This window comes from Belnapia sp. AC561, from assembly GCF_979252845.1.
Genome location: NZ_CEEDBP010000004.1, coordinates 130297 through 154899, shown reverse-complemented (window position 1 = coordinate 154899; position 24603 = coordinate 130297). Strand labels below are relative to the sequence as shown.

General features: G+C 68.3%; 26 protein-coding genes. 5 read left to right on the top strand and 21 right to left on the bottom strand.

Annotated features, from left to right (window positions below):
- Window positions 1-14 precede the first annotated feature (14 nt).
- The 19 genes from AC0IW9_RS05000 to AC0IW9_RS04910 form a co-directional block, all read right to left on the bottom strand.
- Window positions 15-1070 carry a PstS family phosphate ABC transporter substrate-binding protein gene (locus tag AC0IW9_RS05000; RefSeq protein WP_471647110.1) on the bottom strand — a complete coding sequence of 352 codons (1056 nt, stop codon included), beginning with the start codon at window positions 1068-1070 and terminating at the stop codon, window positions 15-17.
- Between the two features lie 35 nt (window positions 1071-1105).
- Window positions 1106-1780 (bottom strand): hypothetical protein, encoded by a 675-nt coding sequence (locus AC0IW9_RS04995; RefSeq protein WP_471647109.1) that lies wholly within the window; start codon window positions 1778-1780, stop codon window positions 1106-1108.
- 215 nt (window positions 1781-1995) lie between these two features.
- The gene (locus AC0IW9_RS04990) at window positions 1996-3015 is read right to left on the bottom strand and encodes a hypothetical protein (protein ID WP_471647108.1); all 1020 of its coding nucleotides are present in this window, start codon (window positions 3013-3015) and stop codon (window positions 1996-1998) included.
- A 206-nt stretch (window positions 3016-3221) separates the two neighbouring features.
- Window positions 3222-3572, bottom strand: coding sequence for a cytochrome C oxidase subunit IV family protein (locus tag AC0IW9_RS04985; RefSeq protein WP_471647107.1), 351 nt, complete (start codon window positions 3570-3572; stop codon window positions 3222-3224).
- On the bottom strand, window positions 3569-4210 hold the full coding sequence (locus tag AC0IW9_RS04980; protein ID WP_471647106.1) for a cytochrome c oxidase subunit 3: 642 nt from the start codon (window positions 4208-4210) through the stop codon (window positions 3569-3571). Before AC0IW9_RS04980 ends, AC0IW9_RS04985 begins: the two co-directional genes overlap by 4 nt.
- Window positions 4207-5889, bottom strand: a complete 1683-nt coding sequence (locus AC0IW9_RS04975; protein ID WP_471647105.1) for a cytochrome c oxidase subunit I — start codon at window positions 5887-5889, stop codon at window positions 4207-4209. The genes AC0IW9_RS04980 and AC0IW9_RS04975 overlap by 4 nt, the downstream gene beginning before the upstream one ends.
- Window positions 5886-6827 carry a cytochrome c oxidase subunit II gene (gene coxB, locus AC0IW9_RS04970; RefSeq protein WP_471647104.1) on the bottom strand — a complete coding sequence of 314 codons (942 nt, stop codon included), beginning with the start codon at window positions 6825-6827 and terminating at the stop codon, window positions 5886-5888. The genes AC0IW9_RS04975 and coxB overlap by 4 nt, the downstream gene beginning before the upstream one ends.
- On the bottom strand, window positions 6824-7543 hold the full coding sequence (locus tag AC0IW9_RS04965) for an SCO family protein (protein ID WP_471647103.1): 720 nt from the start codon (window positions 7541-7543) through the stop codon (window positions 6824-6826). The genes coxB and AC0IW9_RS04965 overlap by 4 nt, the downstream gene beginning before the upstream one ends.
- Before the next feature lie 32 nt (window positions 7544-7575).
- A complete protein-coding gene (locus AC0IW9_RS04960) occupies window positions 7576-7962 on the bottom strand; it encodes a hypothetical protein (protein ID WP_471647102.1) in 387 nt (128 codons plus the stop codon).
- Window positions 7952-9013, bottom strand: coding sequence for a hypothetical protein (locus tag AC0IW9_RS04955; RefSeq protein WP_471647101.1), 1062 nt, complete (start codon window positions 9011-9013; stop codon window positions 7952-7954). Before AC0IW9_RS04955 ends, AC0IW9_RS04960 begins: the two co-directional genes overlap by 11 nt.
- On the bottom strand, window positions 9010-9525 hold the full coding sequence (locus AC0IW9_RS04950) for a c-type cytochrome (protein ID WP_471647100.1): 516 nt from the start codon (window positions 9523-9525) through the stop codon (window positions 9010-9012). Before AC0IW9_RS04950 ends, AC0IW9_RS04955 begins: the two co-directional genes overlap by 4 nt.
- Complete coding sequence (locus AC0IW9_RS04945; RefSeq protein WP_471647099.1) at window positions 9525-10046, bottom strand: DUF3341 domain-containing protein; 522 nt, start codon at window positions 10044-10046, stop codon at window positions 9525-9527. The genes AC0IW9_RS04950 and AC0IW9_RS04945 overlap by 1 nt, the downstream gene beginning before the upstream one ends.
- Entirely contained in the window at window positions 10043-11386 is a 1344-nt protein-coding gene (gene nrfD, locus AC0IW9_RS04940; protein WP_471647098.1) for an NrfD/PsrC family molybdoenzyme membrane anchor subunit, read from the bottom strand. Before nrfD ends, AC0IW9_RS04945 begins: the two co-directional genes overlap by 4 nt.
- On the bottom strand, window positions 11383-14193 hold the full coding sequence (locus AC0IW9_RS04935) for a 4Fe-4S dicluster domain-containing protein (RefSeq protein WP_471647097.1): 2811 nt from the start codon (window positions 14191-14193) through the stop codon (window positions 11383-11385). Before AC0IW9_RS04935 ends, nrfD begins: the two co-directional genes overlap by 4 nt.
- Entirely contained in the window at window positions 14190-14891 is a 702-nt protein-coding gene (locus AC0IW9_RS04930) for a cytochrome c3 family protein (RefSeq protein WP_471647096.1), read from the bottom strand. The genes AC0IW9_RS04935 and AC0IW9_RS04930 overlap by 4 nt, the downstream gene beginning before the upstream one ends.
- 130 nt (window positions 14892-15021) lie before the next feature.
- Window positions 15022-15555 (bottom strand): DUF1289 domain-containing protein, encoded by a 534-nt coding sequence (locus tag AC0IW9_RS04925; RefSeq protein WP_471647095.1) that lies wholly within the window; start codon window positions 15553-15555, stop codon window positions 15022-15024.
- Window positions 15552-15761 carry a DUF6894 family protein gene (locus AC0IW9_RS04920; RefSeq protein WP_471647094.1) on the bottom strand — a complete coding sequence of 70 codons (210 nt, stop codon included), beginning with the start codon at window positions 15759-15761 and terminating at the stop codon, window positions 15552-15554. The genes AC0IW9_RS04925 and AC0IW9_RS04920 overlap by 4 nt, the downstream gene beginning before the upstream one ends.
- Window positions 15762-15819: 58 nt before the next feature.
- The gene (locus AC0IW9_RS04915; RefSeq protein ID WP_471647093.1) at window positions 15820-16488 is read right to left on the bottom strand and encodes a Crp/Fnr family transcriptional regulator; all 669 of its coding nucleotides are present in this window, start codon (window positions 16486-16488) and stop codon (window positions 15820-15822) included.
- Window positions 16489-16811: 323 nt separating this feature from the next.
- Window positions 16812-16979, bottom strand: a complete 168-nt coding sequence (locus AC0IW9_RS04910; protein ID WP_471647092.1) for a hypothetical protein — start codon at window positions 16977-16979, stop codon at window positions 16812-16814.
- Window positions 16980-17319: 340 nt separating this feature from the next.
- Between AC0IW9_RS04910 and AC0IW9_RS04905 the strand changes: the two genes are divergently transcribed.
- A complete protein-coding gene (locus tag AC0IW9_RS04905; protein ID WP_471647091.1) occupies window positions 17320-17889 on the top strand; it encodes a sigma-70 family RNA polymerase sigma factor in 570 nt (189 codons plus the stop codon).
- A 361-nt stretch (window positions 17890-18250) separates the two neighbouring features.
- Here AC0IW9_RS04905 and AC0IW9_RS04900 read toward each other — a convergent pair whose 3' ends face one another.
- On the bottom strand, window positions 18251-18652 hold the full coding sequence (locus AC0IW9_RS04900; protein WP_471647090.1) for a CsbD family protein: 402 nt from the start codon (window positions 18650-18652) through the stop codon (window positions 18251-18253).
- 177 nt (window positions 18653-18829) lie between these two features.
- Here AC0IW9_RS04900 and AC0IW9_RS04895 point away from each other — a divergent pair, with 177 nt between their 5' ends.
- The 4 genes from AC0IW9_RS04895 to AC0IW9_RS04880 all read left to right on the top strand — a co-directional run bounded on the left by AC0IW9_RS04895 (window position 18830) and on the right by AC0IW9_RS04880 (window position 23944).
- Window positions 18830-20305 (top strand): PAS domain S-box protein, encoded by a 1476-nt coding sequence (locus AC0IW9_RS04895; protein WP_471647089.1) that lies wholly within the window; start codon window positions 18830-18832, stop codon window positions 20303-20305.
- 158 nt (window positions 20306-20463) lie between these two features.
- On the top strand, window positions 20464-20652 hold the full coding sequence (locus AC0IW9_RS04890; protein WP_471647088.1) for a CsbD family protein: 189 nt from the start codon (window positions 20464-20466) through the stop codon (window positions 20650-20652).
- 68 nt (window positions 20653-20720) lie between these two features.
- A complete protein-coding gene (locus AC0IW9_RS04885; protein ID WP_471647087.1) occupies window positions 20721-21659 on the top strand; it encodes a hypothetical protein in 939 nt (312 codons plus the stop codon).
- Between the two features lie 86 nt (window positions 21660-21745).
- On the top strand, window positions 21746-23944 hold the full coding sequence (locus tag AC0IW9_RS04880) for an SLC13 family permease (protein ID WP_471647086.1): 2199 nt from the start codon (window positions 21746-21748) through the stop codon (window positions 23942-23944).
- A 463-nt stretch (window positions 23945-24407) separates the two neighbouring features.
- Here AC0IW9_RS04880 and AC0IW9_RS04875 read toward each other — a convergent pair whose 3' ends face one another.
- Entirely contained in the window at window positions 24408-24554 is a 147-nt protein-coding gene (locus tag AC0IW9_RS04875; protein ID WP_471647085.1) for a hypothetical protein, read from the bottom strand.
- Window positions 24555-24603: the final 49 nt, after the last annotated feature.

The window sequence follows — 24603 nt, the reverse complement described above, 5'->3', positions numbered from 1 at the left end:
CATCACTCCGGTGGCTAACGTGACATCAGGGATTGGCGCTCGGCGATGCGACGCTGGGCAGCGCGTTCCGCCGGCCCCAACGGCACGAGGCCGGCCGCGGTGAGATAGCCACCCGGTCCCGCAGCAGGCTCGCTGACCGCCTCGATGAGGAATTCCGGTACCCCGCGGACCACGCCGATTCCTTGCGTGCTGCGGCTGTGCTGCCGCTTGGCATAAAGATAGATCATGCGTGTCGGCTCATAGTCGAAGCTGGCGATCGAGGCCGCAGTCGGCAGCACACCGTCCAGTGGCAGGGGCAGGAGATTGCCACCGCTGAGCAAAAGCTGGTCGAAGCTGATCACGCCGATGGTCCCGGGTGGCGAGGCGAGCAGGGTTGCGGTGACATCACCAAGGGCGACCCGCGCAATGCGGCCGTCGGTGCGAAGGGTGATGCATTTGTCGCGGCGATGGCTTGCGTCGAATAGCAGCCGCACCGGCTGGACATGGCGGCAGCCGGCTTCCATCACCAGATCGTCGAACAGCATGCGGACGCCGCTGTCGCGGTCCGGCATCAGCATGCGGATGTCGCTGCGTGGCAAGCCTGTCGCGATGTCGGACCAGAAGCGGGTTCGGTTCGGAAGGAAATCCTCCGCCTCCACCCGCTCGGCGGCCAAGGCTGACCAGAGCTGATGGGACGTCAGGCTCATGGCCGGTTCGCCACGCTTCACCGCCAGCACCACGGCACCGAGGCCGAGTTCCAGCTCGATGATGTCACGCACGCCATTGAGCTGGCAGGCTTCGGCCACGGCACGCGGCATGCGCCGAGTAACCAGGGTTGCATCCGGCGTCTGCGGGCCAGTGCCGACGCAGAAGGCTTCGAGCGCACGGGCGCCGCCGAGGTTATGCAGAATTGGCGGGGCCGCGCCTTCATAGCGATCCGTGAAGCCTTTCGCCAAGGATTGCGCCACCGCCGCCGAGGAGCCGGCGCTGACGACCACAAGCCGGTCGCGCAGGGTCAGCGACGCAGGTTCTGCCGAGACCGCGCAGCCGAAGATCCCAATGGCGAACAGGGCAAGGATGAGCTGGCGCAAGGATGGCTCCTGTAGCGGGTGATGCAGCGCAGTGTTCAGGCGGGACGGCCGCCGGCGGAGAGGGCGAGCAGCAGGGTTTCCCGGATCGCCTGTTCCACCGCGAGCCGGGCCCGTGCCTGGGCCAGCCACCCGGCCAGCAATGGCTGCACCAAGTCGTGCAGCGTTGCGGCATCCGCTGCTGCGGCAGCCAGGTTGCCGCGCCGTAGCTGATCCGCGATGGCAGCCAGCGCCGCTTCCGTACCGGTCTGGCTCGGCGGCGCGGCCAGCCCGATGGCGGCGAAGTTCCCCCGCATCCAGGCGGCTGTCCGCTGTGCCACGTCGAGTTCATGCGGCGCACGTTCCACGATCAGCGGCATCAGTGCCGTGAAGCGTTCGCGCAACTCGCCTTCCGTCGGCACACCGCGCCCGGCGTGGCTGGCGAGAACTTCCCCCAACGGCCGCGCCAGGATCCCGGCCGGCGCAAGGGATGCCATCAATTCGTATTCCCGCAGCCAGGGACGCGGCGAGGCGATGGCTGCCTGCAGGTATAGCGCCGCGGCGAGGAAGCGATCCGTCCGCGACACCTGAGTCAACTCGGGCGGCAGGGCGTTGAATGCCTGCAAACGGGCCTCCAGCGCGGTCACCCGTGCCTCGAAAGCCGGATCAATGGTGGTCGGGGGCTGGGCGGCAATGGCGGTACCCTGGTGGCGGCCAGGCAGCACCAGCGCCATTGCCGCGGCACCCAGGAGGAAGCAGCAGGCAGGCAGTGCGCGGCGCCACCACAGCATGGCAAATGGGTTTGCAGCGAATGAAGCCGGGGCGGGTCCGGCACCAGCTTGTGGGGTCTGCACGTGGCCTCGCGGGGTCATGAGGGTTGCACAGGCGAGATCATGCACGCCTTCACCTAACAAACGAGAAACGGGCCCGCCGCGGGATGCGGGACCTTTCATGGCCGATGGCTTTCGGCCCACCAGCGGGCGACTTCCGCCAGAAGGTTCCGCAGGTCCTGGTTCATCATCGCCACGCTGGCCTGCAGCAGCTCCATCATCGCTTCGCGGATATCGAGGTCGCCGGGCGTGTAGGAGCCGCCCATGCCGAGGAACAGCGCGCCACGCTCCCGCTCCGCCTCCGACCCGGGCTCGCCGAGCAGTTCCTGGATGCACCATTCGGCAATCAGGCGGTCCAGCTGGGTCACGCCAGCCAAATCGGCTCGGTTGAGGTAGCGCCAGACCGAGGCCGGCATCAGCCGGGATTCTGCCGGCCGGTCCCAGACTTCGCGCAGCATGTTGCGTGGGGTGCGCAACTCGCCGCTTATTTCTCCGAACAGCAGTGCGAGACCGAGGCCTGCCTCCGCATTGCCGCCAACGATGCCGGCGATGTTGGAGGCAGCGGCAGTGCTGACGAAGGCCAGAGTACCGGTCGCTGCGGCTGTGGCGGCGCCGGTCAGGATGGTGGCGATGTTGAGCCGGTAGAGCCGCCGGTCCAGCGCCGCCTGCAGCCGGGTACGAAGCTGGTCGCCTCGCTCCCCCTCGCAATCGATCTCGGCCAGCGTGCTCGCCACATCGAGGATACCGAGCATGATGGCCTCGGTCAGTTCCAGGCGGACCTGCAGGGCTTCTGCCATGCGGGCGCTGGTGACTGGACCGCCGCCCAGGGCGGCTAGCCGTAGCAGCAGGCCATCGGCACCGATGGCATCGGCCGCGCCGATGGCGCTGGCGGAAAAGCCGCCTTGCGCCAGGGTGATGCGGGCCTGCAAGGGGTCTCGCTGTGCCTCACCCCGCCATTGCCTTGGTGCCGGCACTGAATTGCCAGGCTGGGCGCAGATACGCTCGGTGGCGGCGCGCGCACGACGGTCCTGGGTGACGAGACGATCCGTGCCACAGCCGCCCAGCAGGAGCAGGATGCCGAGGACGGCGGCCCTGGCACAGCTCGGATGCTTCGGGATGCTCCGTTCTGCGGCCTGCACCTTGCTCTCCTGCGGTACCCGACCGAGAAGCGAATTGTGCACGGCATATGTTATGTTGCGGTAAAGATAAGAGTTGGGTCAGGAGACCCGGGGCGATCCGGCCAAGGGCGTGCCCCGGAAAGAATGGATCGCGGGCCTCACGTTTGGTGACCGCTCTGTCGCATCGGCGTGCTTGACTGGGGCGGAAGGGCCTGCAGAGGCTTTGGCTATCTATCCGCGATACTGCGCGGCATCACCGTACCGGGCTGCGTCGACGGTGCCCGGGTCAGGACATCCGCATAGACCAGACTGAACAAGAAGGTCAGGAATACCAGGGCCGCGGCAGCGGCCAGTCGCAGCAGCGGATTGGGCCGCCGAAGTTGCATGAAGATCACTGCAACCAGTGCCGCCTTGGCCACGGCGATGCCGAGCGACAGCACCAGATTGCCACCCCCGAGCGGTAGATACGCAGTGGCGACGGTGGCCGCGAGCAGCGCCATCAGCCCGGCCCAGGTCGGCAGGATATTCCGCCAGATCGCCCCCACACTGCGTGGCAGGCCCTCACCGAGCCCGGTCACGACCGCCCTCCGAGGTACAGCAGCGGATAGAGAAAGATCCAAACCAGATCCACGAAATGCCAGTAAAGACCAAGGGCTTCGAAGCTCGGGCTGGCGAGTGGCCGGCTGCCCCGCCAGGCCTGGATCATGAGCAAGGCGGCAATGCCGATGCCGATCGAGAGGTGCAGCGCATGCACCCCTGTCAGCAGCCAATAGAAGGCGAAAAAGATCTGGGCCTGCGGCTCCGCCAGCCGGAAATCGGCACCGGGGAGGAGATGCTTGTGGATGTCCTCCCGGTACTCGAGCCCCTTCACGGCAAGGAAGGCGAGGCCGAGCGCCACCGTCGCAGCGAGGCAGCCGAGGGCAAGGCGGCGCAGCCCGGCACGAGCGCCTTCAGCCGCCGCAGCCATGGTCAGGCTGCTGGTCAGCAGCAGGGCAGTATTGAGGGTGCCATAGGCGATGCTGGTTTCGCGTGCCGCCACCGCGAAGGCTTCCGGCCAGAGGCTGCGGTAGATGGCATAGGCCAGCAGGGCCGCGCCGAAGAACATCGCCTCGCTGGCGATGAAGACCCAGGTGCCGAAGGCTGCGCTTTCGCGTTCCCGCCGCAGGCTGCGCCAGGGCTTGTGCAGCGCTGCCTCCCGTGCGGCGACACCGCTCATGGCTGTCGGCCCTGCGGTTGGTGCTGTTCGCGCTCCATCGCCGGTGGGCCGGCATGGTCCGGGTGGTACTGGTACGGCCCCTGCGACACCACCGGCGGGGTGCGGAAATTCTCCGTCGGCGGCGGCGAGGAGGTCTGCCATTCGAGCCCGGTCGCCCCCCAGGGATTGGCCGGTGCCCGCCGGCCCCAGATCAGCGACCAAGCGAAGAAGCCCATCGGCAGCAGGTAGGCGAAGGCCAGGATCACCGCACCCGCCGAAGCCAGTACGTGCCAGATCTGGAATTCCTCCGGATAGACATGGTAGCGCCGCGGCATGCCGAGGTAGCCCATGATGAACATCGGGAAGAAGGTGAAGCCGAAGCCGAAGAACATCATGATGGCGGCGAAGCGCGCCCAGGCTTCGGGATAAAGCCGCCCGGTGATCTTGGGCCACCAGAAGGCGAGGCCGCCATAGAGCGCCGATACAGCGCCGCCCACCATGATGTAGTGGAAATGCGCCACCACGAAGTAGGTGTCGTGCACGTGGATGTCCACCGGGACCGAGGCGAGGAACAGCCCGGTCAGCCCGCCGATGGTGAACAGCCCGATGAAGCCCAGCGCATAGATCATCGGCGCGTCGAAGATGATCTGGCCGCGGTAGAGCGTGGCGATCCAGTTGAAGACCTTGATCGCCGATGGCACCGCGACGACGAATGACAGCAGCGAGAAGGCGAGGGTGGCGAAGATGGACTGGCCGGAGACGAACATGTGGTGGCCCCAGACCAGGAAGCCGACCAGTGCGATCCAGAGGATGGCATAGACCATGAAGTCATAGCCGAAGACCCGCCGCCGCGCATAGCAGGTGACAAGCTCCGAGATCACCCCGAAGGAGGGCAGGACCATGATGTAGACGGCGGGGTGGCTGTAGAACCAGAACAGATGCTGGAACAGGATGGGATCGCCGCCGCGCAAAGGGTCGAAGATCGGGATGCCGAAGGCGCGCTCGGCGAAGATCAGCGCCAGCACCATCGCCAGCACCGGCGTCGCCAGCACCATGACGATGCTGGTGGCATAGATCGCCCATACGAACAGCGGCAGGCGGAACCAGGTGAGGCCGGGCGCGCGTTGCAGATGCACCGTGGCGATGAAATTCACCGCCGTGGCGATGGTCGAGAAGCCGGAGACGAAGACCGCCGCCGCCGCGGCCAGGACATTCCCGTTGGAGAAGGCCGTCGAGAGCGGGGTGTAGAAGGTCCAGCCGGTATCGACGCCGCCGAACAGCAAGGTGCCGATCGCCAGCGCCCCGGCGGCGATGAAGATGTACCAGCTGATGAGGTTGAGGCGCGGGAAGGCCAGATCCTTCGCCCCGATCATCAGCGGCAACAGGAAGTTGCCGAGGATATTGGGGATCGAGGGGATCAGGAAGAACCACACCATGATCACGCCATGGAAGGTGAAGGCGCGGTTATAGGCATCGGCCGAAAGCAGGTCGGCCTGCGGGGTAAACAGCTCGATCCGCAGTGCCACGGCGCCGGCGCCGCCGACGAAGAAGAAGACGGTGACCGCCGCCATGTACAGCAGCGCGATACGCTTGTGGTCGGTGGTGAGCAGCCAGGAAGCGAGGCCGGTCTCCGCCGTGAGGTAGCTTGCCGCGCGCGGCGAGGCCTCGGGAATGGCGCGTTCCGCCGTGGTCTCGCTCATCGGGCCGGCGCTCCGCGCAGGGATTCCAGGTAGGCAACCAGGCGCTGCAGGTCGGCCTCATCCACCAGCCCCTCGAAGGAGGGCATGATGGGCTCGAAGCCCACCACCACGTCCCGCTTCGGCTGCAGGATGGAATCGCGCAGATAGGCCGCGTCGGCCCGGATGGTCCGGCCATCGGCCAGATGCACCATGCGGCCATAGACCCCGTCGAGGGTCGGCGCATGCACCGCCGAGGCCGGCGCATGGCAGCCGGAACAACCGAGCGCGGTGAACAGCGTGGCGCCTTCCCCTGCCAGGTCGTCCTCCTGCGGCTGGGCAGCGACCCAGCGGGCGAAATCCTCCGGCTCCATCACCGTGACGGTGCCGCCCATGCGGGCATGATCCGTGCCGCAGAACTCGGCGCAGAACAGGTGGTATTCACCCGATGCGGTAGGACGGAACCACATCTCGGTGAAACGCCCGGGCAGGACATCCTGCTTCAGGCGGAAGGCCGGAACGAAGAAACTGTGGATGACATCCTGCGAGGTCATGACCAGCCGCACCGGCTCGCCACGCGGCACGTGCAGGGCGTTGATTTCCCGTGCGCCGTTGGGATAGCGGGTCTTCCACATCCACTGCTTGGCGAGGACATGGACCTCGAGCGCACCGGGTGGCGGGTCGCTGGCCTTGAGCTGCATCGCACCGGCCCACCAGAACAGGAACAGCGCGAGGAAGAGCGTCGCCACCGTCCAGCCGATCTCGACGTCGCGCCGGAGAAATTTCGGCAGATCGCCGCGTGGCGCGGCGGAACCGCGGCGGTAGCGGATGCAGAAAACCAGCAACAGCCCGCCGACCAGCAGCAGGATGGCACCGGAGATTACCATCAGGCCGCTGAACAGCAGATCGACCCGTGCCGCCTGCTCCGAGGCGGTGGGTGGCCAGAGCGGCAGGCCGTTCACGCCCCGCGCTCCCGGCGCCGCAGCAGCACGAAGCTGCCGGCAAGAAGCCCGATGGTCGCTACCCCGCCGATGGCCAGGACGCCGCGCAATACGGCGCCATGGCCCGAGGCGGCACTGGCGCAGAGCAGCCGCACCTGCGCAAAAAGCCCGGGCTCCGCCGCCCGCCCGGCGGCACGCAGCGCTGCCCGCAGGTCCTCCGGTTCGGCGCCGAGGGCGGGCAGGATCGCCGAGAGCCTGCCGTCGCCCTGCAGCACGAAAAGCGCCAGCGGATGGTCGAAGCCATCGCCGCGTCGCGTGGCGGCATAGCCCAGGGCCTGCATTGCGGTCGCCAGTGCCGGCTCGCCCGCTGTCAGGAAGGCGGCAGTCCGGGCCAGGGCGCCGCTGTCCCCGAGCCAGGCCTGGCGCATGGCCCTGGCCTTGTCCGGCCCATCGGCGGCATCGAGACCGAGGACGACCAGCCGGTAGTCCTGCCCCGGCCGCAGCCCGGTGCCGGGCAGGGCCGCTGCGGCGAGGCCGAGCGCCGTGCCGCAGAGCGTGGTGCAATCGTAGTCGGCGAAGGCGAAGATCACCGGCAGGCTGCCGATGGCTTCGCCCAGCGTGAACGGCTGGCCCGCCGCATCCCGCACCGGGAGGCCGAGCGGCAGCGCCGCGCCGGGCGGCGGTGCTATCCCAGGCTCCTCGGCATGCAGCCGTGCGGCTGGCGACAGGACGGGCATCGAAGCCATCAAACCCAGCAGGCAACGGCGCTTCATCGGCGTGGATCCGGGATGCGCGCCGGGTCGAGCGGGTCGAAGGCGCCGCTGCCGCGCGAGGCGATCATCGCCATCGCCCGCTCGATCGGGATCTGCACCAGGCCAAGCTCGCGGTCGGCCCAGGCATAGCCGGTGAGGCGGGCGTATTGCGCTGCCTGGTAATCGCGCAGATCCCCTGCCGGGTCGCTCTGCAGCCGCGGCGGCGCGAAGACGGTGGGCTTGAAATTGGCGGGGGCGGGTGAGCCACCAAAGCGCTGGAACAGCCAGACCGCCCCAAGCACCGTGGCCACCAGTCCCAGGGTGCCCAGGCCCACGCCGACGACCAGCCAGGGCCGCAGACCTGACGGCTCCCTGCGTTCCGTCAGGCTGGTGTCATGCACCATGCGGCACCTCCCGTCCCAGCCGCGCGGCGAAGGGACCGCCGGCCAGGCCCATCCAGATCCCGCCCATGGCAAGGGTCCCGAGCGCGGCCGAGCCGATCGCCCGGGGGCCGAAGGTCGGCCCGACCAGCCAGACGATGTGCATCCAGACCCCCGCCAGCACGCCGGCACCGATCCAGGCCAGTGCGCGGGGGCTGCGTCGCATGACCGCGGGCAGCAAGGCGGCGATCGGCGACAGGGCGGTGAGCGCGACGGTGCCACCCTGCAGCAGGATCCAGGGCGGCGCCTCGCGCTTGAGGAACCAGTCCGCCTTGTCCGGCAGGTTGCCGTACCAGGAGACGAGGAATTGCGCGAAGCCGAGGTAGATGGCACCGATCGCCGCCGCCATGATCAGCTGCGCCAGGTCGCCCGCCTTGCCCCGGAAGCCCTGCGTCTCCGGCTCCAGCAATGCCGCCCAGGCCAGGGCGGCCAGCAGCTGCGTCACGCCGAGGGAGGCGCCGAAGACTGTCGAGCGGAAGGGCGGCTCGAGCGAAAGAATCCAGTCGACCCCGAGGATGGTGACGGCGACCACATGGAAGATCAACGCCGGGGCACCCACCGCTGGCCGGCGTGCCCTGCCGCCGACCAGCAGCATGCCGAATACCGACCAGCCTGCCAGCGCCAGCGCTCCGCGCAGGACGAAGCCGGGCAAGTTCAGGTACCACTGCACCACCACGGCACGCGGCATCACCGCCGGATCCGCGACCCAGGGCCAGACCGCGGCGGCATCGAGCAGCAGCGGCAGCGCCAGCAGGGCGAAGACCGGCAGGGTGGCCACCGCCGGCGCCAGCACCGGAAAGAGTGGCGCCAGCCAGAGCCCGCCGGTGAGCGCATGCAGCGCCAGCACCGCATAGGCGCCAAGGGCGATGCCGAGCCAGAACAGCAAGCCTGCCAGCCAACCCGCCAGGGCGATGCCGGGTTCGACAAAGCCCCAGACCGCCAGCAGTCCGGTGCCGGCCAGCCCAGCCAGCACCAGCCGCCCGGCATGGCGGCGCAGCCAGGCCGGCGCACTCATGGCAGCTGCTCCCGCGCATCGGGAACGGCGGCCAGTGCGACGCCGCGTGAGAGCTGCAGCGCGCGGATATAGGCGATGATGGCCCAGCGATCGGCGGGCTGCACCCGCGCCGCATAGCCGTACATGACGCCATAGCCCTTGGTGATGACCTCGAAGAGGTAAGGCGCCGGCGCGGCCCGCAGCCGCGCGGTGTGATAGCTCGGCGGGCGGGGGAAGCCGCGGCGCGGGATCATGCCGTCACCGTCGCCCACCGGCCCATGGCAGGGCGCGCAGAAGATGCCGAAGCGTTCCTGCCCACGTGCCAGCAGCGCCGGCGTCGCCTCAGGCGGATCGACCATGGCGGCATCGCGGGCCAGGTCGCCGCGGGCGACCACCCCTGCCGGCAGGGGCCGTGCCGAACTGCCGTCCGGCCAGAGCGGGGAGGGCTCGTAGGTATCGTAGCGGCGCTGCTGCGTCATCTCCTGCTTGCAGGCGCCAAGGGCCAAAGGCAGCAGCAGCAGGGCGGCGCGCATCAGCCCACCTCCCGGATCGCCAGCGGGCCAAGGTCCCCGAGCGCCGCCGCGAGCTGCGCCGCATCGACGGCGGGATCGGCGACGGCGAGGAAGAAGCGGTCCTGGCTGGCGCGCGCGAAACCCTGTGCGGCGAAGGCCGGATGGTGCAGCCGTGGCAGCCCGGTGGAAATCAGGAAAGCCACGATGCCGGTCAGCGTCGCGCCGAGAATGACGGCCTCGAAGCTCGGGATCAAGAAGACCGGCCAGCTATGCAGCGGCCGCCCACCGGAATTGAGCGGATAGCTCAGCACCGCGCTATACCATTGCAGCCAATAGACGAAGGAACCACTGGCGAGGCCGCCGATCAGCATGGCCCGGAGGATGCGCGGCGTCCCGAGGCCGAGCGCTTCCGCCAGCCCATCGATGGCGAAGGGCACATGCGCGTCGAGCCCATGCCAGCCGGCATCCCGCGCTCGGCGGGCAGCATTGAGCAACGTCTCGGGGTCCCCGAACTCGGCCAGCAGCACATGCTTGCCGCTCATGCCCTTGCTGCCTTTTCCTCGTGCAGGCTCTTGTTCAAATCATGCATGGCGACTGCGGGGAGAAGCCGCACGAAGCAGAGGAAGAGGCAGCCGAAGACGCCGATGGAGCAGCCGAGCGTCGCCCAGTCCCAGAAGGTCGGGATGAAGACGTGGCGCATGCTCGGCAGATGCGTGTGGGACAGGGTATTCCAGATGATCAGGATGCGTTCCAGCCACATCCCGATATTGACGACGATGCTCACGGCGAAGGCGACGGCAATGCTCCGCCGCATCCGGCCAAGCCATAGCAGCTGCGGCACCAGCACGTTGCAGCAGAGCATCAGGTAGTACAGCGGCGCATAGTCGCCGGTGAAGAGGAAGCGCAGATGCTCCTGCTCGGACCTTTCGCCGCCGTACCAGGTGGTGAACCATTCGGTCAGGTAGGAAAGACCCATGGCGACGGAGCCGGCGAGCACGATCTTGCCCATCGCGTCGAAATGCCGCGCGGTGATGACCTCCTGCAGCCCGAGCCCCCAGCGCAGCAGGACGGCCAAGGTGATCACCATGGCGAAGCCGGAGAACATGGCGCCGATGACGAAATAGGCCGGGAAGATCGTTTCCTGCCAGCCCGGCATCAGGCTGGCCGCGAAATCCATGCCGACCACGCTGTGCACCGAGACCACCAGCGGCACCGCGAGCCCGGCCATGGCACGGTAGAGCATGTCATGCGCGTGCCAGTGCCGTGCCGAGCCACGCCAGCCGAGGGCGAAGATGCCGTAGAGATACCGTGCCAGCCGCCCCTGCGCACGGTCCCGCATGGTGGCGAGATCGGGGATCAGCCCCCAGTACCAGAACAGGATTGAGAAGATGATGTAGGTGGAAATGGCCGCGAAATCCCAGACCAGGGCGCTGCGCCATTGTGGCCAGAGCTCCATGGTATTCGGGTAGGGCAGCAGCCAGTAGAAGCGGTAAGGCCGCCCGAGATGCATGATGGGAAACAGCCCGGCGATGGTAGCGGCAAACAAGGTCATCGCCTCGGCGAAGCGGTTGATGGAGGCGCGCCAGCTCTGCCGGGTGAGCAGCAGCAGCGCCGAGATCAGCGTGCCGGCATGGCCGATGCCAAGCCACCAGACGAAATTGGCAATGGCGAAGCCCCAGACGACAGGCGTGTTGATCCCCCAGATCCCCACCCCCTGAATGAACAGCCAGGCAAGACAGCCGGCGAAGCCCAGCGTCAGCAGCAGCGCGATGCCGAAACCGCTCCACCAGCGCCGCCCAGCGCGGTGCTTCAGCACCGGATCGGCGACCACGTCGATCATCTCGGCATAGCTGGCCTCCGGCGGCAGCGCCGGCGCGCTCATGCGCTGTCCTCCAGTGCCGGATTCGGGTTGCGCACGCGCTTGAGGTAGGTGGTCCGTGGCTTGGTCCCGAGATGGCCGAGCAGCGCGTAGTGATGCGGTTCCTGCCGCAGGCGGGAGGGATCGGAGTCCGCGCGGTTCAGATCGCCGAAATGGATGGCGCGGGTCGGGCAGGCCGACTGGCAGGCGGTCACCACCTCGCCTTCCCCGATCCGGCGATCCTCCTTCTCCGCGGTGCGCCGGGCGGCGCTGATGCGCTGCACGCAGTAGGTGCATTTCTCCATCACGCCGCGGGCGCGGACGGTGACTTCCGGATTATGCTGCGCGGCGAGGACCGGAGCGCCCTGGTTCTTGTATTCCTGCCCATCGGCATAGCCGAAGAAGTTGAAGCGGCGCACCTTGTAGGGGCAGTTGCTCTGGCAGAAGCGGGTGCCGATGCAGCGGTTGTAGACCTGGACGTTCAGCCCTTCATGGTCGTGAACCGAGGCGGCAACGGGGCAGACCGGCTCGCAGGGCGCCTGTTCGCAATGCATGCAGGGCACCGGCTGGAAGCCCGGGCGCTGTTCGCCGCCAGCGTCCTGCACGTAGGTATCGATCCGCAGCCAATGCATGTCGCGGCCGCGGGCGACTTCCTCGGGGCCGACGACCGGGATGTTGTTCTCCGACTGGCAGGCAACGACGCAGGCGTTGCAGCCGATGCAGAGCGTGGTGTCGATCGTCATGGCCCAGGCATAGCCGTCGTAGCGGAACGCCGGATAGAAGCTCGGTAGCTCGGGCGCCTCCGCGGTGCCATGCAGCGCGGCCTCCAGCGGCACCAGGGGCAGCAACTCCCGCGCCTCGCCTTCCAGCCGCTGGTCCTCCTGCGCCAGCACCGGCGGGGCACGGCGTCCAGTCGGTGTCAGCCGCAGGTCCGGCAGAACCCAGAGTGCATCGGACCGCCGCAGCCGATAGGCATCGGCGCCGATGCCGGTGCCGATCGCCCCGGCTCGGGTCCGGCCGTAGCCGAGGCTCAAGGCCACCACGCCGGGCGCAATGCCGGGATCCAGCAGGACAGGAACCTCCAGGCTGCGGCCTTCAACCTCCAGCCGTGCCAGGTCTCCCTGCCGCAAGCTATGCCGCGCCGCCTCCGCGGGTGCCAGCAATGCGGCATTGCCCCAGACCTGGCGCGTCAACGGCCGTGGGCATTCCTGCAGCCAGGCATTGTTGGCGAAGCTGCCGTCCCAGGCCGCGGCATCGGGCCGCAGCACCAGGGTGAGCCCGGCGTGGTCAGGCATCGCCGCCAGTTCCGGCAGTCGTGGCTCAGGCGGCGCCACCCGCGGCGCGGCGCTGTCCGGCACCACACCGTCATGCAGGCAACGCCGCCACCAGGATTCGAAAGCCGCCGGCGCCCGGTCGGCGTGCCAGGTCTCGCGCACCGCGTCATGGGCCGCAAGGTCGAGCTGGCCGAGCGCCACGCCGAGCAGCGTCGCGGCTGACCGGGTCGCATAGAGCGGCCGGATCAACGGCTGCATGATGGCGGCGGTGCCGTCCCGCGTGCGCAAGTCGCCCCAATCCTCCAGCGGATGCGGCGCGGGCAGGTGCCAGGTCGAGAGGGCCGCCGTCTCGTCCACCTGCATCCCGTGGTGCAGCACCAGCGGCACCTTCCCGAGGGCGGCGGCAAAGTCGAGATCCGCCGGCGCGTCGTAGACGGGATTGGTGCCGAGGATCACCAGCGTATCGGCCTGTCCGGCCCGCATCGCCGCGACGAGCTCCGCGAGCGGCGCCGGCCCGTCCTGCGGCGGCGGCCAGACCGGGGCGACCAGTTCCACCGGCGCCGCCAGCTTGGCATTCAGCCAGTGCGTCAGCGCATGCAACTCAGGCGCCAGGGCCTCGCCCGCCAGGACCAGCGCTGCGCCGTGATGTGCCCTCAGGTCTGCCGCCATGGCGCGCAGCAGGCGCTGCCGCTCCTCCGCCAGGATGGGTCGCGGCAACGCGGCGCCGAACTCCGCCGCCAGCCAGGTCAGGATGGCGGGAAATTCCTCCGGCCGGACCAGGCGGTGGTGGTCGGCATTGGCGCCGGTCAGCGACATCGCAGGCTCCAGCGCATAGAGCCGGCCGAAGCGGCTCCCTGCCGCCCGCGCCTGGCGCTGGGCAGCGAAGGCCCGCGCATGGCCGATCTGCCCGGGGCCGGGCCCGAGCGGGTCGGCATTGAGGCAAAGCACCACCGCGGCCTGATCGAGCCGCGGCAGCGGGTCGAGCGGCTGGCCAAAGGCGAGCATTGCGCCGCGCCGGGCATTCTCCTCCGCCACCGCCGCATGCGCGTGCCAGACCATGCGCGGGAAGCGCTGCCGCACCGCGCCGATCAGCCGCAGCAGCGTGGGCGAAGTGACCGGGCCGGTCAGCAGCCGCAGCCCTTCCCCCTGCCGCGTCCGCAGTGCCTCCAGCCGCGGCAGGACGGCGGCGAGGCAGCCTTCCCAGGTGGCGACCTGGCCGCCCTGGCGCGGGCTGCGCGAGCGGTCCGGGTCATAGAGCTGCATCAGCTCCGCCTCGGCGAAGGCATCCGTCGCGCCGAGGCTGGCCGGATGCGCCGGATTGCCCTCGATCTTGACCGGCCGTCCCTCGAAGGCGGTACAGAGGACGCCACGGCCATAGCCGTTCAGCGGCAGGGCAGTGGCGAAGCGCTGCGGCACGCCGGGGGTGAGGGTCTCCGGCTGCTCGACATAGGGGAGGATCTCCTCCTCCGGCTTGGAGCAGGCGACCAGCGTGCCGGACATCGCCGCGGCGAGCAGGCCGAGCGCCGCCTGGCGGCGGGAGAGGAGATCACCACTCACCGGTGGCAGACCGAGCAATCGGCAAGGTGCTCGGTGCGGATGCCGTAGTGGCCGATCAGCGCCGCGCCTTGCTTGTCCTGGTCCGCCGGCGGCGACCAATGGCCGGCGAAGACTTCGTTTTCCGGTCTCAGACGCGGCGCCGGATTGGCATGGCAATCGAGGCACCACCCCATGGTCAGCGGGGCCGCCTGACGCATCAGCGGCATGGTATCCACCGGACCATGGCAGCTGGTGCAGCCGACGCCCTTCGTCACATGGATGCTATGGTCGAAATAGACGTAGTCCGGCAGCGCGTTCACCCGGCGCCAGCGGATGGGCTTGCCCTCCGCCAGGCTGCGCCGCACCGGCTCCAGCACCGCCGCATTGGTCCAGAGCTGCGAATGGCAGGTCATGCAGGTATGGGTCGGCGGCAGGCCAGCGAAGCGCGATGTCTCGACCGAGGTATGGCAGTAGCGGCACTCGATACCGAGGCCGCCGACATGATGCTCGTGACTGAAGGGGACCGGCTGCTCGGGCGTGATGGTCTGGCCGGTGACGTAGGGGGTGTACTGCAGCACGATCAGCAGCCCGATCACGCAGAGCGGCGCGAGGAAGACACCGACGAAGGCAAGGCGTACCGCAAGCGTGGCCCAGGGCGGGAAAAGCTGGGCGGCCGCGGCATCGCGCGAACGGCGGGCACCATCGGGTTCATCGCGCACCGCTCATCTACCCATTCCTGCGCCCACGAAACGGTCTGATCCGCTTCAGTTGCCGATCGCTGGAACGTCGCGACGTCGTCAGGTTTGCTGCTGCGCGATGGCTACACGGAGTAGTTATGAGATTGATTTTTCATGTACTTTTTTCCATCTGCGGCAGATCAGAATCGCCAAGTCCCGCGAACCAATCTGCATAGGGCGTGTTGCGCGCCATATGGCGGGTATAGTCGGGAGCACCGTCGTCCCACCAGACCGGGCCGCGCTCGCCGAGTGCCTGCTTCGCGATCTCGACCTGCGCCCGTGCCGCCTCCCGGGCGGCGGCATCGTTCTGGCGCATCGCCTGCCCCTTGGCCCGGCGGGCCGTCATCAGCGCCTGCACCAGCACGGCCCGTTCGGCCGGGTCGAGGCGAGGATCGCTGCAGCGCCAAAGCCGGCCGCGGACGACGAAGTATCGTCCATCCGGCGTCACCGGATGGGTCTTATGCACGGCCGCACGCCCTGGCCCTTGCCGTGCGGCCACGGCGGCGAGGATGGCGCGTCGCGCGGTGGGGCTGGCATCCGGCCAGGCGGCGATCTCGGCCAGACTGCGATGGCAGCCCAGGCAATGCTGCTGCGTCGGATCCAGCGTGCAATGGCCGGTGCAGGGCGAGGCGGAGGGATCGGTCATCGCGCATCTCTTTCCTGCCTGGATAGCCGGCGCGGCCATCCGCCAGGTCGCTGCCGATCCTGCCGCGGGATGAATACCTGATACATGATGCCGCGGGCTGCATTCGCCACCTCGGTAATGACCGCGGTAAGATCCGGCAGCCGGATTCCCTCGGGATCGCGGCAGTCCCGGTCTTGGTCGCGGCCATGAACGAAGTAACGCGGCATAGAGCAAGCCTGACGAGCCGCATCCACCGCGCACCAAAAACGAAGGCGCGGGTCCGGCCTAGCGCCGATAGGGCATGCGGCGTCCGCCCTGATCGAACAGCCGGTCCAGCGCGCGGCGCACTACCCCGTAGCATTCGCAACTCGCATTCTCGAGGCCTGGCCGGTCGAGGATGGCGATCTGCCCGTTGCTGTAGCGGATCAGCCCCGCCTTCTGCAGCGTGCCTGCCGCCACGGTGACCCCCGCCCGGCGGACGCCCAGCATCATGCCAAGGAACTCATGGGTCATCGGATAGGTATCGTCCTGGACCCGGTCATGCGCCATGAGCAGCCACCGCGCGAGCCGCTGGGCGATGTCATGGCGGCCGTTGCAGGCCGCGGTCCGTGCCACCTGCGCATGCTGGACCAGGGCATAGCGATGCAGCAGGCGGCGCAATCCGGGCAGTTGCTCAAGCGCCTCCTGGAAGGCCGCCGCCGGCAGCCGCAGCGCTGTGCCGGCGCATTGCACCATGCCCTCCAGGTCATCGAGGATGTCATCGAGCAGCAGCTGCAGGCCCAGCATGCCCTCATGGCCGACCAGCCCGACCTCGGCGGCATCGCCATCCTCCATATAGGCCAGCATGGACATCCAGCCGGTCTCGATGAAGTAGACCGCCGATTGAGGCTCTTCCGGGTGCTGCAGGATCTGCCGCATCTCCAGTTCGACCGGCTCCAGCCTTGGCCAGAGCATGGCCAGGTCCTCAGGCGACAGCGCTTGCAGAAGGCGGTTGCGCACTGCAGGTGCTTCGGCAGGATAGGTCAAGGCAGGCTCCTTCCGTGATGTGGCGGGAGCACATGTCTCTCTCAGTCATCCACGGCCGGCTGGGCGAATGATGAATCAGGGAAACACCAATTCCAGGCGGCCGTCTGTACGGCAATGACACACTGGGTCCACGTGCCTCATGCGGGGTGGTTATCCGCACTGCCCGGCAAGGCAAGGTGGAAGGCCGGGAACCCGCGGACACACAACATCGGGGCGGCCGCTGCGCAGCACCTAACCCTGTCTTCAGCGGATCAATTCGCCGCCATCGGCCAATGCCTGGATACATTCCGGAAGCGGATGACACCGAGGATCTGCCCGACCTCGTCGGCGATCTCGAGCCGCTGGCTCAGCGTCGCGCCCACCAGCCTGGATGACTGCGGCTGGGCTTGGCACGACAGCCGGCCGGCCGAGCTGAGCATCCTACCCGTCGGCTGCCTGCAGATGGAGCATCATGCCTGGCCCGGCCAGCAAAGGCTGCTGCACCACCGCCAGCCCGCGGCATCCACACGGATACGCCTGAGCGATCCGCCGACCGTATCGTTCACGGTGCCGGGAGGGTGGCGGTGCCGGTACGTAAACGCGCCGACGCCGGACGGGACCGGCCCCAGCTTCCCTGCATGCCCGGCCGCTTCCATGTCGCGGATCGCGGTGCTTCGCCATTCGGTCTCAGGTCGAGGCCTGCTGCCAGACGCGATGGAATCTTCTGGCCTATCCGCAACGATACGCCGCCGATAGTTCTGGGCGGTTGAGGGAGCCATCATGTCCAGCGACTTCCATGCAGACCTTGTCGCCCTGATGCCCAAGCTGCGGGTGCAGGCGCTCGCCTTGAGCCGCAACCGCGCGACGGCGGACGACCTGGTGCAGGATGCGGCGATGCATGCGCTCGCGGCCCGGGACAGCTTTACGCCGGGAACCAATTTCCGTGCCTGGATGTATCGCATCCTGCGCAACCGCTTCATCAGCGGCCTGCGCAAGCGCCGCGACATCATCGATATCGAGGATGCGCCGGCCGCCGCCCTGGCCGTGCAGGACAGCACCGAGGACCGGCTTACGCTGCAGGAATTGCAGAAGGCGCTTGACACCTTGCTGCCGGTCCAGCGCGAAGCTCTGTTCATGGTCGTCCTGCAGGGCATGTCCTACGAGGAAGTCGGGGCCGCAACCAACTGCGCCGTCGGCACCGCGAAAAGCCGGGTGTTCCGGGCGCGGCGCCACCTCGCTGCCTGCCTGCTGGGCGATGCGGATGCGAAGCCCGGACTTGGCGGCAAGGCGGGCACCGCCTTGGCCGAGGAATTGCTGCTGCGCCACGACCGCTATGCGATGCCGGGCTAGGCGTTTGCCTCGCTCCGCCTTGTCGGGCTGCTGACCGGCAGCGCGGCACTCGGACCTCTGGCGTCAGCGCAGGAACCCGTATCCCAGGGATCAGGCGCCGAAGGCACAGGTCTGGCGTCCTCGTGGCTACGACCTTGGAACAGGGCGATCTGGCCCTGCTGGACCTTGCCAGAGTCTCGCTGCGAAGCCACCGCCGCATCACCGGGACATCGGATTTTCGGGGCAGCGGCGTGAACTCGCCCGCCGGCGCGCATGTGCCGAGCAGGATTGCCGCTTGCCAGGCAAGGCTCGGCGATTCGCCGACGCCGGCTGGCATGGAGGCTTGCGCCCCCATGCTGGCAACAAGATGCCGGTCGCTGGTTCAGCGCCAGTCGCGGCGATACCAGGGCCGCGGTTCCGCAGCCGTGACGCGACCGACGAGGAAAGCGACCGCCGCGATCAGGCCCATGGTCACCAGCGGATAGCCGCGCAGCAGCTGGGATGCTTCCTCGGTTCCGGCTGCGACGGCGTTCCGTGCCTTGCGTCCGACCTGATCAAGAAGCGGGCCGGCGTCCCGGCTCAGTTCCGAAGCCTTCTCGGAAACGGTGTCGGCGGCATCGCTGATCGCGTCCCTGGCGCTGCCGGCAGCATTCCGGGCAGCCCCGGCGATCTTGTCGGCAGCACCTTCGGCCTGAAGCTTGGTATCTCCGGTAGCATTGCCGACTGCCGACTTGACGCTGCCCGTCGCTTTGTCCGCCATTCCGCTGATCCGGTCCTCGTTCATCGTTCTGTCTCCTGTACGCCATGCGAAGGATCGGCGGCGAGCCTGCCGCCACTATTCCTCCCACGGCGGTGGCCTAACGAGGCAGCGGCCGTGGGTATGCATCGGTGCCCTGGCGCATTGCATCGGTAAATTGATGCGGACGCACCAACCCGGGCCGGGGAAGGCCGTTGAGCGGACATGACCCCTCCTGTCCCGCCCAAGCACGCCGATACGCAACAACTCCGCTCCATCATCGCCGGTGTCAGCGATGGGGTGATCCTGATCGACCCTGACCAGCGCATTGTCTGGGCCAACCAACCCGCGCTCGATATGCATGGGGTGCCCGACCTCGCCGGCCTCGGCGGCACCGCCACCGGCTATCGTGACCGTTTCGAGCTGCGCTACCGCAACCGTCACCGGCTGCCCGAAGGCGAGTATCCGCTGGAACGGGTCATGGCCGGCGAGGCCTTCGACGAGGTGGTGGTGGAGGTCGGCCTCGCCGGTGAGGCCGATGCCCGCTGGACCCATCGCATCCGCAGCCTGGTGCTGACCGACGAGGCCGGCCTGCCCGATCTGCTGGTGCTGATCCTCCGCGACGAGACCGAGCGCTACGATGCCGAGGAGCGCTTCGAGCGAAGCTTCAACGCCAATCCCGCCCCAGCCCTGATCCTGCGCCTTTCCGATCTGCGGCACATCCGGGTCAATCGCGGCTTCCTGGAGATGACCGGCTACCGCGAGGACCAGGTCGTCGGCCGCTCGGCCTACGACGTGGATGTGCTGGAAGGCGCGGCACGGCGGGAACTGGCGGTGGAGCGGCTGCGGGAGGGACGCACCATCCCGCAGATGGAGGCCAGGCTGCAGCTTCCGGACGGGCGGGAAAAATGCGTCGTGCTGGCGGGCCAGCCGATCGATATCGGCAGCACGGCCTGCATGCTGTTCACCTTCGCGGATATCGATGCCCGCCAGCATGCCGAGGCCGCGCTGCGCCACAGCGAGGAGCGCTTCGCCCTGGCCTTCCGTGCCCTGCCGGTCCCGGCGGTGCTGGCATCCGCCGGCGACTTCCGCATCCTGCTGGCCAATGAGGCCTTCTGCCACAACACCAACCGCATGGAAGCCGATGTGGTGGGGCGCTCGGCCAAGGAATTGCCCCTCTGGGCCGAGCCGGAGGCCGCGCAGGTGCTGATGGACAAGTTCCGGCGCGAGGGACGCCTGGCCGGGGAGGACGCTGACCTGCAGGTGCGGGACGGCGGCGCCCTGGCCTGCCTGATCTCGGCCGTGGCGGTGGAGCTGGGGGGACAGCCCAGCATCCTGCTCGTGGCAGCCAGTGCCCCGGACCGCACCAGGACCAGGGCCGAGATCGCCGGTGCCGTGGCGGCGGCGATGACGGATGCCGAAACGATCACGACGCGCGTGCTGGATCATCTCGCCCGTTCCGGCGCCGCCATGCGCCCGGGGCGGGAGGAGCCTGCGCTCGCCGGCCTGCCGGCCAGGGCGCGGGAGGTATTGGGGCTGGTGTCGCAGGGCCTTGACGACGCCACCATCGCCGAACGCCTCGGCCTGAGCCGGACGACCGTCCGCAACCATGTGAACGGGCTGTACCGCCGCCTTGGGGTCGGGTCCCGGTCCCGATTGGTCGTCTGGGCGCATGAGCGTGGCCTTGGGGGGCGAGCCTGAGGCGAGATGGTCGGACGCTTCGCACCGGTGGGGTGATGCAGGCGCATCGGTGCCAGGCATGGGCGTCGCCGCAGCCGCTGCAACCGGCGGCGCGTCCGGTTGTTGCTGCTGCGCCACCCGGTGGGACTCGTTCTGGGTATGGCGAAGGACCATGCACCATGGACAAGGATCGTATCGAAGGGGCCGCCAAGCAGGCCTTGGGCTCCGTCAAGGAGGCCTTCGGGAAGCTGACCGGCGATGCCAGGACCCAGGCCGAGGGAACTGCCCAGAAGACCGAGGGCAAGGTCCAGACCGCCGCCGGCAGCGCGAAGGACATCCTTCGTGAGGCTGCCGGCAAACAGGGCTGACCTCACCCTCTGCCAGGTCGTTTTTCGTCTAAGCCCGGCCGTCGTAGCCGGACACAAAGGAATCACGCATGTCATCCACCCATCCTGGTCCGGCCTATGCGGGACCGGCTGTCACCGCCTCGGCTGCTGCTCCCTTGCCCCGCATATCCTGGGGTGCGATCTTCGCCGGTGCCGTCGTCGCCTTGGCGATCGGCCTTATGCTCAATGTGCTCGGCACGGCGATCGGCGCGACCCTGGTCGACGCCACCGCACGCGACACACCGGATGCATCCAGCTTCGGCATCGGCGCCGGACTATGGCTCCTGGTGTCGAACCTGATCGGACTTGGCGTCGGCGGCTATGTGGCGGCACGCCTGTCCGGCACGGCCAGCAACACCGATGCGACCCTGCACGGCATGGCCATGTGGGCCGCATCCTTTTTGATCTCCGCGGTACTGCTGGGCAATCTGGTTGCGGGCGTCGCCTCCACGGCGGCGAATGGCGTGACGGGTGCGATCGGTGGCATCGCCCGCGGCGCCAGCTCGGTGGCATCCGCCGCCGGAGAGCAGGTGGCTGACCGCACCAGCACCGGCACCATCCAGTCCGCCACGCAGCAGGTGATCGACCGCGCGCAGAATGCCCTCGCCGGCACCGGCAATCCCCCGGCCTCCATGACCTCGGACCAGCGCAAGGCCGAGATGGCGACGCTGGTGGGCCGGCGGGTGACCGACGGCAACCTGTCGGCCGGTGACCGTGAACGGCTCACCGCCCTGGTGTCGGCCGAGTACAACATCAGCCCGCAGGAGGCCCAGCAGCGCCTGACGCAGACCGAGCAGCAGGCCCAGCAGGCCTTGCAGCAGGCCGAGCAACGGACCCGCGAGGCTGCCGACGCCGCCGCCAAAGGGGCCTCGGTGGCATCCTTCTCGATCTTCCTGACCATGCTCCTGGGTCTGGTCGCCGCAGTGATCGGCGCGCGCCGGGGCACCCGTGACCATGCCGTCGTGTACGGCGACCGCATGGGACGCTGATAGCGAGCGTCTGGAAGGCTGGCTTGCGGGGCTGAACCGCCGCCGCAAGGCATGACGTACCGGCAGGCATGGTCCACGGATGGACCATGCCTGCGCCGATGACGCGAGAATTCCTGCAAACCTTTCGCATCGCCTTCTTGGCCCGGCGTTCGGCTGGCCGGCAGCGCCTGCTCCCCGAAGCCAATGGCCGATGCAGCATCGCTGCCAAGATTCGGCTGTGGGCGACATGCTCGATCCTGCATCCAGCAAGACGCGTCCTGCAGCCGCCATACCGGCGACCAGGGGCCGAAGTGTCGAGCCGCCTCGAGACGCGTATTCTGCGCCTTGCATCCATCCCGCTTACGATACCGAGGCTTTATTGCGCATCAGAATATTCATGGACGGGTTCTGAGGTATGGAACAATGAACAGCGCAGCCAAGGGACGTTCGAAGCGTACGACATGACATTGGATCAGGGACTTGCCTTCGGGCTGATGGGCGTAACCATCGGCTTCTTCGTGTGGGGGCGCTTTGCCTACGACGCCGTGGCTTTGGCGGCATTGCTGGCGGGGGTGCTGATCGGGGTCGTTCCGGCCGACAAGGCCTTCGAGGGATTTTCGGACGACGTGGTGGTGATCGTGGCCGCCGCATTGGTCATCAGCCAAGCGGTCGCCAAGTCTGGTGCCGTGGAAACTTTCATGCGCCCGGTGACGCCGCGGCTACAGACGGCGGCGATTCAGGTTCCCGTGCTCGCGGCTGTAACGATGCTGCTGTCGATGTTCACGAAGAACGTCGGTGCATTGGCCATCATGATGCCGGTCGCCCTCCAGATGTCACGCCGCACCGGCACGCCGGTTGCAGCCCTGCTGATGCCGATGGCGACAGCGGCCATGGTCGGCGGCGTGGTTACCCTGGTGGGAACCGCCCCCAATATCATCATGTCCCGGGTGCGGGAGGAACTGACGGGCGCGCCGTTCCGGATGTTCGACTACATGCCCGTAGGACTTGGGGTTTGCGCCATGACGCTGCTCTACCTGACGGTGGGGTGGCGCCTGCTGCCGGGCAAGCGCAAAGGCGCCTCCTCGATTGAGGCAGCCTTCAACATCGGCCATTACACACTCGAGGCACGGGTGCTCGAGGGATCCAAGGCCGTCGGGATGACGGTGGCCGAAGTGCAGGCCCTCAGTGAGGGGGAGGTCCAGATCTCCGCCATCCTGCCGGGCCGTGGCGAGGAGCATCCGCCCGCCGATGGCGGTGGACTGGCTGCGGTTGTGGAAGATGCGAGTCCCGGAGTACCCGACCTCGAGCATCGGCTGGCCTCGGGCGAAGGACTGATGCTGCGCGGCGAGGCGGCGGAGTTGGAGCAGCTGGTCGCGGCCGCCGGGTTGACACTCGCCGGTGAGGGCCCTGCCGCCGACGACCCCAGCACGGATGATGACGATCTGCGCGTGGTGGAAGGCGTGGTGACCGGCGAAAGTCCCCTTGTCGGGCGCACGCCCGCCGCATTGACCTTGCGGTCGCGCCATGGCCTTTCCCTTCTGGCCGTGAGCCGGCGCGGCAAGGAGCAGTTGCGCGACCGCATCGCCCAGATGCGGTTGCGCACGGGCGATGTGGTGCTGCTGCGGGGGCTGACGGCCACGGTGCCGGATAAGCTGGGCGAGTTGCGCATCCTGCCGCTGGCCGAGCGTGCCGTGGCACTCGGCCGGGGCAAGCGGTCCTGGATTCCCTTCGCCGTGCTGGCCGCGGCGATGCTGCTCGTGGCCGTGGGTGTGTTGAAAGTCGCCACCGCCTTCTTCGGGGCCGTCATCGCGCTGCTCATGCTGCGGGTCATGACCACGCGCGAGGCCTATGACTCGATCGACTGGCCCGTTGTCGTATTGCTGGCTGCCCTGATCCCGGTGAGCGGCGCCATCCAGGATACCGGGGGCACGGATCTGCTCGCGGGCTGGCTTACCGCAGCGGTCAGCGGCTTGCCGAGCATGGTCTCGCTGGGCGTGACGATGCTGCTGGCCATGGCGGTGACGCCCTTCCTGAACAATGCGGCGACCGTTCTGGTGATGGGCCCGATCGCAGCGACCTTGGCGAAGCAACTCGGCCTGAATTCCGACCCTTTCCTCATGGCGGTGGCGTTGGGCGCGGCGAGCGACTTCCTCACGCCCATCGGGCATCAGTGCAACACGCTGGTGATGGGGCCGGCAGGCTACCGCTTCGGCGATTATACGCGACTTGGCTTGCCGCTCTCGATCCTCGTGCTCCTGGCGGGTGTGCCGCTCATCGCCTTCTTCTGGCCATTGGCACCGCACTGAGGGCCCCGGAGCCGCAGTCCGATCGAGCCGGGACGCCCTGGCCGCGCGATAGCATTCGCGCGGCCAGTCGATCGGCAGGGGCTCGCCGGTTGGCTGCACCACCGCTTCCAGCATCTGCCCCAATGCAACCAGATCCTGCGAGGCGGGCAAGTCCATCGTGCTCGCATATTGGTCGTCACCGCACCGGGTCTGATCCTGGCGCAACGCTGGGAATTCACCAGCGTCCTCCCCCGCCGCGGCCGGCGCGGCCGTGACCTGGGGCTCAAGGATCGCTGACCGCCGGCTGCTTCAGTGCCGGTCGGCTTTGGCCGTCTGGCCGGCTGCCAGCGGCCCGGCATCGAACGCCCGGCGCCGGGTGGGAATGCAGCGGCTCGGTGGAATATCCCCAGTCGCGGAAAAGGGCGGGATTGCCCGCCCTTCCGCCTGTCGATCCTCGGCTGCGACACGATTGCCGCGACGAGGATCAGTCCACTTCCTGCGCCGCGCCGGCTGGCATCAGGCCGGCCCCATGCAGGAACCCGCCACGTTCCATGTCGCGGCGGATCGCGGTGCCCCAGATCACCAGCGCAACGCTGGCGGCCAGGCTCACCAGACCCATCACTGCAGACATCGTCATTCTCCTGGAGCAAACCCCGAACGCGTGGAATCGGTCCGCAAGG